The sequence below is a fragment of the Acinetobacter sp. V89_4 genome (assembly GCF_029967875.1).
Taxonomy (GTDB): Bacteria; Pseudomonadota; Gammaproteobacteria; order Pseudomonadales; family Moraxellaceae; genus Acinetobacter; species Acinetobacter oleivorans.
Window position 1 is genome coordinate 99,986 of the sequence record NZ_JASCAI010000019.1, and the last position, 16,538, is coordinate 116,523.

General features: G+C 39.9%; 19 protein-coding genes. 10 read left to right on the plus strand and 9 right to left on the minus strand.

From position 1 onward, the window contains the following. Positions 1-39 precede the first annotated feature (39 nt). Together QLG01_RS07340 and QLG01_RS07345 are read left to right on the plus strand one after the other, a co-directional pair. Complete coding sequence (locus QLG01_RS07340; protein ID WP_049838324.1) at positions 40-765, plus strand: FKBP-type peptidyl-prolyl cis-trans isomerase; 726 nt, start codon at positions 40-42, stop codon at positions 763-765. A 47-nt stretch (positions 766-812) separates the two neighbouring features. Further along, a complete protein-coding gene (locus tag QLG01_RS07345) occupies positions 813-1,508 on the plus strand; it encodes an FKBP-type peptidyl-prolyl cis-trans isomerase (protein WP_005308951.1) in 696 nt (231 codons plus the stop codon). 47 nt (positions 1,509-1,555) lie between these two features. On the opposite strand, the gene murJ is transcribed toward QLG01_RS07345, so the two are convergent. Beyond that, complete coding sequence (gene murJ, locus QLG01_RS07350) at positions 1,556-3,106, minus strand: murein biosynthesis integral membrane protein MurJ (RefSeq protein WP_171056862.1); 1,551 nt, start codon at positions 3,104-3,106, stop codon at positions 1,556-1,558. A 72-nt stretch (positions 3,107-3,178) separates the two neighbouring features. Continuing rightward, entirely contained in the window at positions 3,179-3,748 is a 570-nt protein-coding gene (gene ampD, locus QLG01_RS07355; RefSeq protein WP_282496146.1) for a 1,6-anhydro-N-acetylmuramyl-L-alanine amidase AmpD, read from the minus strand. 171 nt (positions 3,749-3,919) lie between these two features. Between ampD and nadC the strand changes: the two genes are divergently transcribed. Next, complete coding sequence (gene nadC / locus QLG01_RS07360) at positions 3,920-4,765, plus strand: carboxylating nicotinate-nucleotide diphosphorylase (protein ID WP_282496147.1); 846 nt, start codon at positions 3,920-3,922, stop codon at positions 4,763-4,765. On the opposite strand, the gene QLG01_RS07365 is transcribed toward nadC, so the two are convergent. From QLG01_RS07365 to QLG01_RS07390, 6 genes are all read right to left on the minus strand, one after another. Beyond that, complete coding sequence (locus QLG01_RS07365; protein ID WP_004640355.1) at positions 4,762-4,929, minus strand: hypothetical protein; 168 nt, start codon at positions 4,927-4,929, stop codon at positions 4,762-4,764. The two genes, nadC and QLG01_RS07365, sit on opposite strands and share 4 nt — an antisense overlap. Before the next feature lie 177 nt (positions 4,930-5,106). Then, a complete protein-coding gene (locus QLG01_RS07370) occupies positions 5,107-7,275 on the minus strand; it encodes a phospholipase C, phosphocholine-specific (RefSeq protein WP_151827659.1) in 2,169 nt (722 codons plus the stop codon). A 21-nt stretch (positions 7,276-7,296) separates the two neighbouring features. Beyond that, on the minus strand, positions 7,297-7,431 hold the full coding sequence (locus tag QLG01_RS07375) for a hypothetical protein (protein WP_262409250.1): 135 nt from the start codon (positions 7,429-7,431) through the stop codon (positions 7,297-7,299). A gap of 132 nt (positions 7,432-7,563) precedes the next feature. Then, on the minus strand, positions 7,564-8,280 hold the full coding sequence (rph, locus tag QLG01_RS07380; RefSeq protein ID WP_004795487.1) for a ribonuclease PH: 717 nt from the start codon (positions 8,278-8,280) through the stop codon (positions 7,564-7,566). Positions 8,281-8,404: 124 nt separating this feature from the next. After that, positions 8,405-9,568, minus strand: coding sequence for an acyl-CoA desaturase (locus QLG01_RS07385; protein ID WP_013199275.1), 1,164 nt, complete (start codon positions 9,566-9,568; stop codon positions 8,405-8,407). A 33-nt stretch (positions 9,569-9,601) separates the two neighbouring features. Further along, positions 9,602-10,627 (minus strand): ferredoxin reductase, encoded by a 1,026-nt coding sequence (locus QLG01_RS07390; protein WP_282496148.1) that lies wholly within the window; start codon positions 10,625-10,627, stop codon positions 9,602-9,604. Positions 10,628-10,800: 173 nt separating this feature from the next. Here QLG01_RS07390 and QLG01_RS07395 point away from each other — a divergent pair, with 173 nt between their 5' ends. Together QLG01_RS07395 and QLG01_RS07400 are read left to right on the plus strand one after the other, a co-directional pair. Beyond that, a complete protein-coding gene (locus tag QLG01_RS07395; RefSeq protein WP_005308931.1) occupies positions 10,801-11,439 on the plus strand; it encodes a TetR family transcriptional regulator in 639 nt (212 codons plus the stop codon). A gap of 137 nt (positions 11,440-11,576) precedes the next feature. Further along, positions 11,577-12,224, plus strand: coding sequence for a TetR/AcrR family transcriptional regulator (locus QLG01_RS07400; RefSeq protein WP_005308928.1), 648 nt, complete (start codon positions 11,577-11,579; stop codon positions 12,222-12,224). Positions 12,225-12,304: 80 nt separating this feature from the next. Here the strand turns inward: QLG01_RS07400 and QLG01_RS07405 are convergent, their stop codons facing one another. Continuing rightward, positions 12,305-12,922, minus strand: a complete 618-nt coding sequence (locus QLG01_RS07405) for a thiol:disulfide interchange protein DsbA/DsbL (protein WP_013199277.1) — start codon at positions 12,920-12,922, stop codon at positions 12,305-12,307. A 180-nt stretch (positions 12,923-13,102) separates the two neighbouring features. Here QLG01_RS07405 and ubiG point away from each other — a divergent pair, with 180 nt between their 5' ends. The 5 genes from ubiG (at position 13,103) to QLG01_RS07430 (ending at position 16,530) form a co-directional block, all read left to right on the plus strand. Beyond that, positions 13,103-13,816 carry a bifunctional 2-polyprenyl-6-hydroxyphenol methylase/3-demethylubiquinol 3-O-methyltransferase UbiG gene (gene ubiG, locus QLG01_RS07410; RefSeq protein ID WP_282496149.1) on the plus strand — a complete coding sequence of 238 codons (714 nt, stop codon included), beginning with the start codon at positions 13,103-13,105 and terminating at the stop codon, positions 13,814-13,816. Then, complete coding sequence (locus QLG01_RS07415; RefSeq protein WP_282496150.1) at positions 13,813-14,514, plus strand: HAD-IA family hydrolase; 702 nt, start codon at positions 13,813-13,815, stop codon at positions 14,512-14,514. The genes ubiG and QLG01_RS07415 overlap by 4 nt, the downstream gene beginning before the upstream one ends. 68 nt (positions 14,515-14,582) lie before the next feature. Next, a complete protein-coding gene (locus QLG01_RS07420; RefSeq protein WP_004795498.1) occupies positions 14,583-15,329 on the plus strand; it encodes a YciK family oxidoreductase in 747 nt (248 codons plus the stop codon). Positions 15,330-15,545: 216 nt separating this feature from the next. After that, positions 15,546-15,959 carry an RcnB family protein gene (locus tag QLG01_RS07425; RefSeq protein WP_004795500.1) on the plus strand — a complete coding sequence of 138 codons (414 nt, stop codon included), beginning with the start codon at positions 15,546-15,548 and terminating at the stop codon, positions 15,957-15,959. 241 nt (positions 15,960-16,200) lie between these two features. Then, entirely contained in the window at positions 16,201-16,530 is a 330-nt protein-coding gene (locus QLG01_RS07430) for an RcnB family protein (RefSeq protein ID WP_004640333.1), read from the plus strand. The last annotated feature ends 8 nt before the right edge of the window (positions 16,531-16,538 follow it).

The window sequence follows — 16,538 nt, forward strand, 5'->3', positions numbered from 1 at the left end:
CAGCCTTTTAGACTCAAATGATTATTTTTGGAACCTTTTATGAGTAAAGCCTTACCCATTGCTGTCGCTGTAGTTTTAGGCGGTGCTGCACTTGTACCAGTATATTATGCAAGCCAACATCCGACCACAGAAGTCGGAAGCAAGGCAAATAAAAATGCCTCTCCAATTGAAAAAATCAGTTATGTTCTTGGATATGAAGTTGCTCAGCAAACTCCACCTGAGCTAGATACAAAAGCATTTGTGAAAGGGATTCATGATGCTCGTAGCAAGCAACCAAGCGCTTATACTCAAGAAGAGTTAAAAGCTGCTGTAACAGCTTATGAAAAAGAATTACAGCAAAAAATGCAACAACAAAATAAACCGGAGCAAGCTGCTGGTGCTACTCCTGAATCTGCAGATGCGCAATTCCTTGCAGAAAATAAATCAAAAGCTGGCGTAAAAACAACAGCTTCTGGCTTGCAATATATCATTACTAAAGAAGGTACTGGCAAGCAGCCAACAGCTCAGTCAGTTGTTAAAGTACATTATGAAGGGCGTTTAATTAACGGTCAGGTTTTTGATAGTTCTTATAAACGCGGTGAACCAGTTGAGTTCCCTCTTAATCAAGTAATTCCAGGCTGGACTGAGGGACTTCAATTAATGAAAGAAGGCGGTAAAGCGACTTTCTTCATTCCATCAAATCTTGCCTATGGTCCTCAGGAAGTTCCTGGCATTCCAGCAAACAGTACACTGATTTTTGATGTAGAACTTATTTCAGTGAAATAAAAACATTCAGGAGAGTAGAACACTACTCTCTTTTTTTGGAAAACAGCATGAAAAAAATCGGTTTAATGATTGCAGCATCAACAATGAGTTTATCTGTTTTTGCTGCAACTCCTATAACGAATAAAAGTCCAGCAAAAGAACAATTTAGTTATAGTTACGGCTATTTAATGGGTCGTAATAATACGGATGCGCTAACAGATCTGAATCTTGATATTTTTTACCAAGGTCTCCAAGAAGGTGCTCAGAGTAAAACAGCACGCTTAACTGATGAAGAAATGGCGAAAGCGATTAATGACTATAAGAAAACATTAGAAGCCAAACAACTCGTCGAATTTCAAAAAACAGGTCAACTAAACGCTCAAGCAGGTGCGGCATTTCTTGCTGACAATGCAAAAAAATCTGGTGTGATAACGACTAAATCTGGTCTCCAATACCAAGTGTTAAAAGAAGGTAATGGACAAAAACCGAAAGCTACCTCTCGCGTTAAAGTGAATTATGAAGGTCGTTTACTAGATGGAACCGTATTTGATAGTTCGATTGCTCGTAATCATCCAGTTGAGTTTCAGCTTAGCCAAGTCATTGCAGGTTGGACAGAAGGTCTACAAACCATGAAAGAAGGCGGAAAAACGCGTTTCTTTATTCCTGCCAATCTTGCTTATGGTGAAGTCGGTGCTGGTGACACGATTGGTCCAAATAGCACTTTAATTTTTGATATTGAATTACTACAAGTTTTACCAAAATAAATTCATTAGATATAAAAAAGCGATCATTTAAGATCGCTTTTTTTATTTTAGTGTTTTAAGTCTCTAGGACGAAAACCGGTAATGATTAAAACGACCAGATAAGCAACTACGCCGACGACACACAATCCCACTACTTCGGCAATACGCAACCACTGTGAAAGCTCACCGTTATACCAATTTAATGCAAACCAAAGTGCTGCAATCATGGCAAGGTTCGCCAAACCATATTGAAGCCCTAATTTTTTCCAATGCGAATCAAATCGGAAAATATTACGTTTGTGTAAATAGAAGTAGAGTAGACCCGCATTTACCAAAGCCGAGCCTGAAGATGCCAGTGCCAGTGCCATATGTTCTGCATGCCAATCAATCAGCTTAAAGAAACCAATAAATACAACGTTTAAAATAGCATTAGCTGCGACCGACATTAAACCGACACGTACTGGTGTTTTGGTATCTTGCTGTGCATAAAAACCAGGTGCAAAGACTTTAATTAGCATAAACGCAATCACGCCTGCACTCATACATTGCAGTGCAAGTGCTGTCATTTGTGTATCACGTAGATCAAACTCTCCACGCTGGAATAATGCCTGAATAATCGGTGTAGAAAGCATAAATAAAGCAATACTTGCTGGTAAGCCAACTAATACAATAATTTTTGCAGCCCAGTCGATCATACCGCGGAACTTTGCTTGATCTTGTTCTGCATGACGGGCAGAAAGTGAAGGTAAAATCACTGTACCAATCGCAACACCAATTAAACCTAACGGCAACTCAGTCATACGCTCTGCACTATAGAGCCAAGACACTGAACCATCTTGCATGAAAGAGGCCCAAATCGTATTTAATAACAGGTTAATCTGGGTAACAGATACCCCAAATAATGCTGGAAGCATTAATTTTAAAATACGTTCTACACCTTCATGTTTAAAATCAACTTTAGGTGGAATCAGTAGGTTTTTACGCCACAATTCAGGAATTTGTATAGCTAACTGTAATATCCCTGCCACGACCACTGACCAACCTAAGGCTTTGATGGGTTCAGCCATATACGGCGTAAGCCACCATGCACCTGCGATCATCGCGACATTTAGTAAAACGGGTGAAAAAGCTGGTGAAGCAAACGAACCATAACTATTTAAAATACTGCTAGCAAAAGCAGTTAGTGACATAAATAATAAATAAGGGATGGTCAGGCGGAACATGCTGACTGCTAAATCGAACTTTTCAGGATCACTATGGAAACCCGGTGCGTACATATAAATGATCGCGGGTGCTAAAACCATAGCCACAAAAGTCAGTAAGGTCATCACTGTTAGCAAGCAACCAAATACTCGACTAATCAAGATCTGTACTTCAGCGTGTGCTCGACCTGTTTTATATTCAGTTAATACTGGAATAAAGGCTTGAGAAAAGGCACCTTCGGCAAACAATCGTCGAAAGAAGTTGGGAATACGAAAAGCGACGACGAAGGTATCAAAATCTTTACCTGCACCAAACACATTGAGCAATACGACGTCACGCACAAGCCCTAACACTCGTGACAACATCGTCATTGCACTGACAATAAAAGTCGATCGCCACAATGCCATCGTACTCACCTACAGCTATATTCGAAAGACGCTATTGTAATGAAACTAGAAAATCTTTTCGTTGTGAAATGATGAATGAACTCAACTTTTTTTCTGAACTAACAGTTGTCTAAAGTACTGCCATTTAAAATAAGGTCCCGGATCGGTTTTTCGGCCTGGCGCAATGTCCGAATGCCCTGCAATATGATTTTTAATTTCAGGATAAGCCTGACGAATAGCGTTAACCACATCGGTTAATACTTCGTATTGTACTTCGTCAAATGGTAAATCATCACTTCCTTCAAGCTCTATCCCAATTGAATAATCATTGCATTCTACTTTGGCTAAATAGCTCGAACGTCCTGCATGCCATGCCCGATCATTAAAATTAACAAACTGTAGGACTTCACCTGTTCGTAAAATTAACAGATGTGTAGAAACTTGCATGCCTTCAATGGTCTGGAAATAAGGATGCACTGACCAATCTAATTTATTTTGAAAAAACTGCTCAATATATCCACCTCCGAATTGAGACGGTGGCAAGCTAATATTATGAACGACGATCATTTGAATTTCGGTACCAGTCGGCCGCTGGTTAAAATTTGGAGAAGGGATTTGTCTCGCCCCTTTTAATTGTCCATCTATAACTTCATACGGTGTGATTTGCTTCATTGAGATGCCAATAAATTGCTTGCCAATTGTTTTAGTTTAAAGCAGTTATCTACTTTTCAAAGCAGTAAATGCGATTGTTTATCGCGATTAATCTCATAAAACAGCTTATTTTTAAAGTCGACGGTGCTAATATATCGCAAGTTTTAGGGTCATCTACAAAATGGAAACCGTATGAGCATACCTCAGTCTTTGCTTGAACAATCAATTCAAATCAATATTCAACAAGCATTACAAGAAGATATTGGGGACGGTGATATTACCGCTATGCTCACACCTGAAGATGAGCAGGCAACCGCAACCATTATTAGCCGTGAAGATATGGTTTTAGCTGGCCAGCCTTGGGTCAATGCACTCATCTCAGCTTATGACAATACTGTACAGGTAACTTGGTTAAAACAAGAAGGTGACCGTGTTGCTGCAAATGAAGCCTTTTTAAAACTTGCTGGTTCTGCACGTAGCTTACTTACTGTAGAGCGCCCTGCTTTAAACTTTATTCAAACTTTGTCTGCTGTTGCAACAAAAACTGCTGAATATGTTCAACATCTTGAAGGTTTAAATACAAAACTTCTCGATACGCGTAAAACCTTACCAGGCTTACGTATTGCACAGAAATATGCTGTGGCTATTGGTGGTGGACAGAACCATCGTCTTGGTTTATTTGATGCTTTCTTAATTAAAGAAAATCATATTATGGCGGCGGGTGGTATTGCTCAGGCAATTGAAAAAGCACATGAAATTGCACCGGGTAAACCTGTTGAAGTCGAAGTTGAAACTTGGGATGAGCTAAATCAAGCGCTTGAAGCTGGTGCAGACATTGTTATGCTCGACAACTTCAGTCAACAGCAAATGATCGATGCTGTAAAACATGTTGCAAGCCGTTGTAAACTCGAAGCATCAGGCAATATCACCATTGAAAACTTGCGCGAAGTTGCCACTACTGGTGTTGACTACATTTCTATGGGTGTACTGACCAAAGACGTTAGAGCTGTTGATTTATCAATGCGTTTTAATGCTTAAATAAAGTCCACATCGTTATTCGTATTTTTTTGCGACTTGGTCATGTCTGCTGCTTGTGTTTTCTGCCATGCTGACTGAGTCGCTTGTGCCCCGTTATCTCGTGGGTCGGCAGCCATTAAAACAAATGTAACTACTGCTAGTAATACAATAAAACCTTGTAGCATAAATTTTCCCCATTACTTTAAAAAATCAGGGTTTCAAGGTAAAAGATAAATATGACGAGGCTTAGGAGATTCTGTTACAGAACGTAGTCATATTCATTTTTTTGTTGATCTCTATGATTTTTAATAATTTTTAAAATGTGCAAGAAAGAGTTTTTCTTGCACATACTTTTATAGAACCTAAGACTCTACATAACCCATATACGGATCAGAAATTGAATCCTCTTGAGTTTCTATACGGCCTGCGAAACGGCGGCTGAAAGTAGCATCATCAGCTAAAGTCACAGTGAAGTCGTACCAACCTCCAAATTCAGACATATCCCAAACCAGTTCTTTTTCAGAACTATTCGTTTCTATAGTCCATGTCTTATTTGGACGATAAGCATTTGCTTTGACTGTGAGCTTGACTGACTTATTGCCGTCGTGACGAACTTTTAAATACAAATTCGCATCACACTCTTCCACACAGACTCTAATTTCTGGTAATGCTTGAGTTTGATTGGCTTGGATCAAATTACCTTTAAACGCGCGGTGGAAACCATTTGGACCGAGTACCCATAAATCGTACTGTCCATTTATAGTAGTCCATACGTCATCAAGCTGTTTACCCGCCTCAACCATATAGCGACGAGGAGCTACCGTAAGATCTAATCGGTTATACACATGAAAAACAGCTGCCTGCTTGCCCGTATTTGAGAACATCAGCTTTACAGTCTTTTGTGCTGCATCGACTTTGGCACTGGTGTGCAAAATATAAGGTAAAGCACGCGATGGTCGAATTCCCATTTCCTGCTGAGGAAATTGTTGCTGACTCGGAACAGGAACTTGTGGCAATAAGGCTTGAGCAACACGAATAGCATCAGCTTCAGCTTTTGTTTTTTTCCCTTCTAGTTCAGCGACAGGCAAAGTATTCGGTGTTTTAAAATCGAAAGCTGTCGTTAAATCACCACACACAGCACGGCGATATGGACTAATATTTGGCTCTTGCACACCAAAACGTTTTTCTAAGAATTGTAAAATAGAGGTATGGTCAAAGACTTGTGAATTCACCCATCCTCCACGGCTCCACGGTGAAATCACATACATAGGAACGCGTACCCCCGGCCCATACACCCGTCCGTCTGTAGCGGGTTGAGATTTTGAAGTCGCTACTGCTGGATGGTTAAAATACTCATAAGATACTTGCTGATCACTTAGAGTCGTTTTTCCGTATACGACACCGTTTATATCTTTAAAGGGCGCACTTGGTGAAGGAACATGGTCGAAGAAACCATCATTCTCATCAAAGTTCACCAATAAAACGGTTTGGCTCCACAACTCAGGATTTTCAGTTAATGCATTTAATACTTCCTGAATATACCAGGCCCCCTGCACAGGACTAGATGGTCCAGGATGTTCACTGTAAGTTGCAGGAGCGACTAACCAACTCACTTGCGGCAATTTACCTTGCGCAATATCAGCTTTAAAAGTTCCTAAAAAACCACCGTCTGGCATGGTATTGGCAATACCTTTATAAAGTGGTTGAGTCGCATCGATTTTTTCATCGTATGCAGGGCATGTTGGCGTGTCGTTACTGACAGGTTGACCCGATTGTTCATTTGCACGGCGATATTGTTTAAAGCCTGCAAGCGGGTTATCTGTAAAGTTATCCGGCATGTTTTGATAAACTTTCCATGTCACCCCAGCCTGCTGTAAGCGCTCAGGATAAGTCGTCCATTCATAACCTTCTGTTGATGGTCCAATCCCATCAAATTCATTTACCACACTTGCAACACCTGCGCCTGTCGGGCCATTAGTACCCGTCCAGATAAATTTACGGTTCGGGTTAGTTCCCGCATGCATAGCGCAGTGGTAAGCATCACAAATCGTAAAAGCATTGGCTAAGGCAAACTGATATTCGACTTCCTGTTTTTTGTAGTAGCCCATCGACTGCGGTTTTTTATAAGCCACCCAATCGCTCATGCGACCATTATCCCAAGCTGCTTGACCATCAGACCATGAGTGAGGAGTTCCTGAAACACGCTGAGCATTCCCTAAACGACTGTCGAGATGGTACGGCAATACTTTATTTTTCTTGGCATCATATTGCTCCCAAACCTTTCGACTTTCCGTCATTGGAATAGTAAAGCGGTCACCGAAACCACGCACCCCTTTGAGTGTTCCGAAATAATTATCGAATGAGCGGTTTTCCTGAGTCAAAATCACGATGTGCTTAACATCTTGAATAGTTCCACTTTCAACTTTGGCATCAATAGCCAGCGCTTTTTGAATACTCAAAGGGAAACTCGCTAAAGCAGCGGTTCCAAACATGGTTTTTGTAGAATTTAAAAGAAATTCGCGACGATTCATTAGTTCTATCCTAAGTTCTTATTATGGTGCACAGTGCATTTTGCAATTACTGGTTGGCGGTGTTGTTGGCGATGAATTATCTGAGTCGTTATCATCGTTACAAGCACTGAGCAAAAGTGCTAAAGACGTAATTAATAGAAGTGAAAGTTTTCGCATTGGTTTTTTCCAAACGGTTTAAATGCGAACTACTAATAAAGTGAAAAAGTGACAGGCAAGTGATGTTTTTATGTCGATTTGATGAAGGCATAAAAAAACGCATCCGAAGATGCGTTTTTAGACAGCGTAAAATTACCAGCCTAAAGCTTCTTGTTGCTTTTTAATGAGCTCGGCAATTCCCTTTTCAGCCATTTCTAACATGTCATTGCTTTGTGCACGAGTAAATGGTTTATCTTCAGCTGTACCTTGAATTTCAATAAATTCGCCTGCTTGTGTCATTACCACGTTTAAGTCAGTTTGACAGTTCGAATCTTCTTCATAGCAAAGATCAAGCAATACTTCGTCTTGATACATACCTACAGAAATTGCAGCAACTAACCCTTTAAGTGGATCATGCTTAATTTTCTTTTGAGACAATAAAACATTCATCGCATCAACTAACGCTACAGCCGCGCCAGTGATTGAAGCGGTACGCGTACCACCATCAGCTTGGATCACATCACAGTCGATGGTAATTGTGTTTTCGCCAAGCTTTTTCAAATCGACCATAGCACGTAAGCTACGTCCAATTAGGCGCTGGATTTCCTGTGTCCGGCCTGACTGTTTACCACGCGCTGCTTCACGGTCGCAACGTGAATGTGTTGAACGCGGTAACATGCCATATTCAGCAGTGACCCAGCCCTGTCCTTTTCCTTTTAAAAACCGTGGAACCGAATTATCGATACTTGCAGTACACAATACTTTGGTATGACCAAATTCAACCAGAACTGAACCTTCTGCGTAACGGGTATAGTTACGTGTGATTTTCACTTCACGTAACTGGTCTAATGCTCTTTGGTCAATACGCATAATGATTCCTTAAAACAATGGCACAAATATAATTGCACCGTAGTATATCTCAATTACACGTACTTTCCCTTTTACTTATTGGTAAAGAGCATCGCTTAATGACTCAAACAATGCTCTATCTTTATTAAGCAGCTTTGCCAAACATGCCTTTCACTGCCTCAACAAAGGTCCGCTTAGTCGCCACCAAACGATCAACCACATTGTCAGGCAAAGAGTGAACAGCCAGACGTTTATACACACTCACAATTTGAGATCCAAAGGGTGCGGTATTGTACTGTTGACCGAACTCTGCACAAACTTCACGTACTTTAGGTGCCATCTCTTGATAGCGGTTGGCAGGTACATCAGGAAACAAATGATGTTCGATTTGATGACTCAAGTTACCACTCAAGAAATGCATGATTTTACCGCCAGTAAAGTTTGCTGAACCACGAATCTGACGTAAGTACCACTCTGCTTTAGTTTCATTATCAATATTGTCAGTGATAATTTCAGAGTCTTCTGTGAAATGGCCACAATAAATCACGGTCGATGCCCAGTAATTACGGATCAAGTTAGCAAAAAAGTTACCAGCCAATACTGGCAGAAACATTGGTCCTGCAATTAGTGGGAACAGCACATAATCTTTACCAAACTGACGTACCATTTTTTTACGTAGATTTTTAGATTCTACATATACTTCTTTCCAAGTTTTGGTGCCATCAAACAACACTTTTTCCATCTCTAGACGTTGCAAAGCTAATAGCCATTCAAAACCCGTTGACAATACAAAACCCATTGGCACGTTGAATAAAAAACGGGTTTCCCACTTTTGCTCACGGCTCATGCGCATCACACCATAACCGCTAATATCATGATCCATGCCAAACACATTGGTATAAGTATGATGCTTATAGTTATGGGTATATTTCCAGTCTTCACCAGTACACACCGTATCCCAGTCATAGGTTGCACCGTTAAGCGTCGGGTCATTTAACCAATCAAACTGACCATGCATCACATTATGACCGAGTTCCATGTTTTCAACGATTTTAGATACACCTAGCATAGCCGTACCTAACAACCATACTGGTGGAATCCAACCACCAAACATCAACATGCCACGTGATGCAATTTCGGTGTAGCGTACAAAATTACGTACTTTATAAATATATTTTGAATCTTTTTCACCGAGATCTTTCATCACTTCAAGACGAATTTCTTCAATACGGCGACCAAAAGCTTCTGTTTGCTCTGGGGTTAAATGTACCGATTTTGATGTTGCTTTAAGTTCTACTGCCATATTCATAATGGTATCCTCAAATCTCTTTTATGTTTGTTTTTATAGATCAATAGTGACTGGGCTTAATGCCTGATTCACACATAACTTAATTGCACGATTTGGTTGATCGTCAATTTCACCTGTTAATATATTCTGGGTGACACCACTGACTTTGGTACACGTACATTGGTTGCATACACCCATACGGCAACCATGCTGTGGACGTAAGCCAGCTTGCTCTGCACTGCTTAATAATGTTGTCGTGGCAATAAAGTTTTGTTGCGAGCGACGAAATACGATGGGTTGTGCTTCATTAGACTGTTCGACTTGAACAGGCATGAAAAACTCTTGATGAAGCTGCGACTGAGCACTTTGCTGCGCATAAATTTCATTTGCCTGTTGCATCATGCCATGGTGTCCACACACATACGTTGCGGTCTGTGCGTAATCAGGAACCAACTTTTGCAATAGGTCTTCAGTTAAATGCTGCTTTTGCTCGGCGGTATTAAAAAAATGATAGTGAAGCTCTGGATGCTTTTCTGCCAAAGCTTTTAGTTCAGCATGAAAAATTTCTGCACGATTAAAATAAATGACATGAATCTGTTTAAGCTGCTGCTTCAAAGCTTGCTGCAAAAGTGAATAAATTGCAGTAATACCACTACCTGACGCAATTAAAATCGCGGGTTGCTGGCCTTGGTGCAAAGTAAACTCACCTTGTGGCTGTGAAATCTCAATGCACTCCCCAACATGCAATCGTTGAGCTGCACTAGACACCAAGCCTTGTACTTTAATACCTAAAGAGATTTCACCTTGAGGAGTTACTTTAATAATTGAATAACTGCGCTGTTGGTAAACTCCATCAATAAGTAGCGTTAATAGAATGCTTTGCCCAGCACGTACCTGATCGAACTTAAAATTACGATTCGGTTTAAGCTTAATAAGCACCATATCAGTATGTAGAGACTGAACTGCGATAACTTCTGCAAGTACACGTTTCCAAGCCCAAGTCACGTTAATTTTCTGCAAAACAAAATCAACGAAATCTTCTCGAACCAAATGTGGCTGATAACTGAGTGTTGCGTTCATACGTTCCTCTTTTGTATCTGGCTATTTATTTGAGTGAACACATGTTCGTATAGTGAACATATGTACACTATATTTATAACTGTTCACTCAGTCAACACTTGTTCACTATTTTTTTTATGAAAGTTTGCTCTTTTTTGTTAGACTCTGGCTCACGGTTTAAATAGGTTCTTTTAATGTCGATACGGGATGAACGAAAACAGCAAAGTCGTCAGGCACTTCTAGATGCAGCCTTGCATCTGAGCACGTCTGGGCGTTCGTTCAGTAGTATCAGTTTGCGTGAAGTTGCACGTGAAGTTGGTTTAGTACCGACAGCGTTCTATCGTCATTTTCAAGACATGGATGAACTCGGTAAGGAATTGGTTGACCAAGTTGCCCTACATTTAAAAAGTGTTTTACATCAATTGGGTCAAAGTTATTTACAACATAAATCGACCAAAACACAGACCAGCATTGAGCTATTTGTTCAGGCGGTAAATCATAGCCCTAAGCAGTGGCAATTTATGATTTCCGAGCGTTGGGGCGGTTCAGAAACGGTTCGGGCAGCCATTGCTAGAGAAATCGAATTTCTAATTGAAGATCTAACAACTGATCTGACTAAACTCGAAAATTTTAAACATATTCAACAACCTCAAGACTTAAATGTCCTATCCACTATTTTGACCAACATGTCATTTACATGGGCAATGACGTGGCTCAACCTATCAAAACAATATCAAGGTGAACAACTCAAGCTGCAACAAACTGCCTTTATTGAAAATGCTTCTACACAAGTTCGCTTACTGTTTAGAGGGATTGCAAACTGGGAACGGTAGAAGCGGCAAATGACAAAAAACAGGTTATGTGGTAATACGTAAAGAGAGAAAGAAAAAGGCTAAAAATTTCGAGAAAAGTCTTTTTCTTTTTACAGGAAGTAAATTATTAGTTAGGCCAAACTGGTGTGGGAATACCTATGAATCTTGATCGTCATACACAGTTTTTGATGCGCAAAGAAAAAATTCTGAGCGTGGCAGAAAAGTTGTTACTAGAAAACAATCAGGAAATTACTCTAGATGAGTTAGTGGCCGAGCTAGATATTGCTAAAGGCACACTTTATAAACACTTTAGAAGCAAAAATGAGCTTCTACTTGAGCTCATTATTCAAAATGAAAAGCAAATTTTAGAAATTTCTAAAAAATATAATACAGATTTCAAAGAGTATGCCCCTCATTACATGCTTCACCATTTGCTTACACCTGGAAAAACCATTTTATTGCATCAACTTGAAGAAAATCTGACAATGACAGAGTCTAAGTTGAAGCATCTTTTCGAAGAGCTTTATGAAATCCGCCAACAGCGTATTTTAGCAATTAAAGATATTACAGAAAATTATTTAAAATCATTAAATTACGACATGTCAATTCGTGATTATTTGTCTTATATCTGGTCACTGACTTATGGTGCATCACTGCTTTTAAATTCTACGTATTATCAGCGCTCTATCGGTTCTCGCCAAAAATTAATTAATTTATATATTAATCAGGCATTATCGCTGCCAACTCAAACTGTTAATTTTGATGTTTTAAATTTTCAAATTGAAGATGAAAATAAGCAAAATTAATTGAAATATTTCGTGATAATTAACTCAATATAAAAATGGGCTTCATATGAAGCCCATTTTTGAAGTAAAGCCTAAACAACTTATTTTGCTTTACGTTCTTTCTCAATTAAATAATTAAGAACTTGAGTAACTTTACCATCTTCACCCTGTACAACATATTTACCATTAACGACAACCGCAGGAACACCTGTTAATTGGTACTGTTGAGCAAGTTTATTTGACTCGGCAACTTTTGCAGTCACGGCAAATGAGTTGTAAGTGCTATTAAACTTCTGTTCAGGCACGCCATAACGAGTAAAGAACTTCGCCGCAGAAGCCTGATCAAAAATTTGCTGACCATTCACCTGAATCGCATGGAACAACGGTAAATGCGTGCGTTTACGTACACCTAATGCCTCAGATGTATAATAGGTACGCGCCCCTTGCTCCCACATTTTATTCATTGCAGCTGGTGTACGTACAAAACGCACATCGTTAGGAATCTGTTTTAACCACGTTTGCATATGCGGTTCAAGTTTAAAACAGTGTGGACATCCATACCAAAAGAACTCTCGAACTTCGATTTTCCCCGGAACTTCCACTTTGCCTGGATTGGCAATCACGGTGTAGTCTTTACCAGCAACAAAATCTGCTGCCATTGCACTACCCGATACGGCCATAATTGCTGCGCTTAAACCACCCAAAACCAATTTTTTCATTGCTACAGCTTTTCCTCTAAGTTGTTATGCATTAGCTTATGCTCTAAATATAAAACAAATATGCTAAATTCGTTTTGCTTCTGTGAAGTTTTTTATTGGGTTTATCGCTTTTTTCCCAATAATCGCTACACTAACGGCGAACTATATCCAAAAAGATAACCCAAGTTTAGAGGTAGCACCATGTCGCAATTGAATGTTGATTTACAAGAAATCGCAAAGTTTGAAGCACTTGCTGCCAAATGGTGGGATCAACATTCTGAATTTCGCCCACTTCATCAAATTAATCCACTACGTTTAAACTGGATTGATGAGCGTGCAGGCGGCCTTGCTGGTAAAAAAGTACTTGATGTCGGTTGTGGTGGCGGTATTTTGGCAGAGAGCATGGCACGTCGAGGAGCAGATGTACTTGGTATTGATATGGGTGAAGCACCGCTAGCTGTTGGCCGTTTGCATGCTCAGCAAGACAATATTCAAAATATTGAATATCGCCAAATTCCTGTAGAAGAATTAGCACAAGAACAAGCGGGTCAATACGATGTGGTCACTTGCATGGAAATGATGGAACATGTTCCAGATCCAGCATCTATTGTAAGAGCTTGTCAGGCTTTGGTTAAACCGGGTGGCCATGTGTTCTTCTCAACCATTAACCGTAACCCAAAATCTTATTTATTTGCCATTATTGGCGCAGAATACGTACTACGCATGTTGCCAAAAGGTACACATGATTATCATAAATTTATTCGACCATCTGAAATGGCACATGACATTCGTAATGCAGGTCTTACTCTAAAAGAAATGACAGGACTGCACTACAACCCACTGACCAAGCATTACTGGTTAGCGCCAAATGTTGACGTTAATTATATGGTTCACACGATAAATACAGGTGCATGATGAAAGCTGTTTTATTTGATTTAGACGGTACTCTTATCGATACGGCTGCCGACTTCATTCGTATTATTCAGCAAATGTGCCGTGATGAAAGACGCCCAATTGTTGATGCCGACCTCATTCGCACTCAGGTTTCTGAAGGTGCACGTGCGATGGTTAAATTGGTCTATCCAGAGCTGGATGTCGCCAATCCAATTTTCTTGGCACATCGTCAAAACTTTTTAGATATTTACGGCAATAATATTGTGGTTGATACAGACCTGTTTGAAGGTATGTATCCACTTTTAGAAGAGTTAGAAGCTCAGCAAGTTCCGTGGGGTATTGTGACCAATAAACCACGCGGATTAAGTGAATCTCTTTTAGAAAAGTTAAATCTGACCGAACGCTGTGCGGTTTTAGTGTGTCCTGAAGATGTCAGTAAAACCAAGCCAGATCCAGAACCAATGTATTTGGCGGCTAAACAGCTGAATATCCCAGCAAATGAAATTATTTATGTGGGTGACCATCCACGTGATATTGATGCTGGTCGCAATGCCAATATGTATACTATTTTGGCTGCATATGGCTATTTACCAATCGAACATCGTGATGATCTCGCTGCATGGCAGGCCGACTCGATTGTAAATACGGTGACAGAATTACACCATATGTTACGTCAAAAGCTTCCTGCTCTACAGGAAAATCAGCGTATGATAAGTTAAGCTAAGAGTTTTATAGGCTTTTTTAACAGTTGTTTGTTTTATCAATATAAAAAGAAGGAGGTTTACCAATGAAATATTCAGAATACCAACCTCGTCCGGATCTACTCAAAGATCGAATTATTTTAATCACCGGTGCTGGCGATGGAATTGGGCGAGCTGCCGCTCTGACTTATGCCCTACATGGTGCAACCGTTGTACTGCATGGTAGAACCTTAAATAAACTTGAAGTTATTTATGATGAAATTGAAAGTCTGGGTGCACCGCAACCAGCAATTTTACCATTACAACTTTCGAGTGCTTCTGACCGTGATTATGACTTTTTAGTCGATACGCTCGAAAAGCAGTTTGGACGTCTAGACGGTATTTTGCATAATGCAGGTATTTTAGGTGAACGCGTAGAGCTAGCACATTATCCAACCGAAACTTGGGATGATGTCATGGCAGTTAACCTACGCGCGCCTTTTGCTTTAACTCAAGCATTATTACCACTTTTGCAAAAATCAGAAAATGCCTCTGTTGTATTTACCAGTTCGGGTGTAGGCCGTGAAGCACGTGCTTTATGGGGCGCATATTCTGTTTCAAAAATTGCAATTGAAGCAGTGAGCAAAATTTTTGCAGCGGAACATACTTATCCTAATATCCGTTTTAACTGCATTAATCCAGGTGCAACGCGTACAGCAATGCGTGCTAAAGCCTATCCACAAGAAGATCCGAAAACACTACCTACGCCAGAGTCGATCTTGCCTGCTTACCTCTATTTAATGGGTGAAGATAGCTTGGCGCTCAATGGTCAAAGTATTGATGCACAGGATTAAAAGTTAAAGATGAAAAGCTAAAGAAAATTACAGCCGATCATCAAATCTGGCTTGCCTATACCTGAAAAGATATATTCAAGCCTTTTTTATTATTGATAAAAACTCTTGATCTATTCGTAATTTTAATTGAACCATTAAATGATCTTCACAGTTTCTCTGCATTTTGCGCGTAGAGTATTCAACATGAGAGACATCAGATGTAAACGAGGATGCATCATGAAAAAGTTGTTCACAATCTTAACCCTTTCCATAGCCGTACTCACCACAAGTATGGCGAGCTTTGCTGATCCTCCTTTTGACCGAGGCCATGGCCCAAAAGGTCCTAAAGGTGGTGGACCACGCGGTGAATGGAACGATCGTGGGCCAGGATTTGGACGTGATCATGATGAGGATCGTGTCCGTGACGAGCGCCGTATGCGCGAAGAACGTGGTTTTGAACGGCTTAAACAGCATCGCTGGCAGCCTGGTTATGTTATGCCACAGCACTATCGTGGTAATGGCTATAAAGTCGACTATAAAGATAGTAACTTGCCAAAACCAGACCGTAATCAGCAATGGTACAAAATCAACAATGACTATATTTTAGTCGACACTGATTCTAATAGTATTGTGAGTATTCGTGGTTTTTAAAGCGATAGAACCTCGCTATCGCTGAGCAAAAAGGATAAAGCCTTATGGTTTTATCCTTTTTTTATTGCTTAAATATTTTAAAAATAAAGAGATTTTTTATATTCTAATATTTCGTATTTTCTTAATTTCTTCTTATTTCATCGTTAGTTTTCACATTTATTCTTCGTAGCCTCCACGATTTATCTGTAATTGTTCACTAATCTTTAGTTATTGAAATTTAATTCATCACTCGAGGTTTACAATGAAAAAATTAACAACAGCGATTGTTCTTTCACTTAGTGGTTTAGTTGCAACAACAGCAATGGCAGCACCAAATGATCATAATCACCATGGCAACTACCAAAACCATGAAGTAAAAACCGTTAAAGTAATTAAAAAAGACGACCATCGTAATGTTTGGCGAGCAGGTCAAGTTGTACCACGTGAATATCAACACTCACGTTATGTGATTGACTATCGTCAGCATCAAAAATTAACGAAACCGGGTCGCTACCAAAAATGGTACAAAGTGAACGGAAATTACGTGCTGGTAAATGAACAAAGCCATAAAATCATTAGAGTAGTTCACTAATTTAAAAA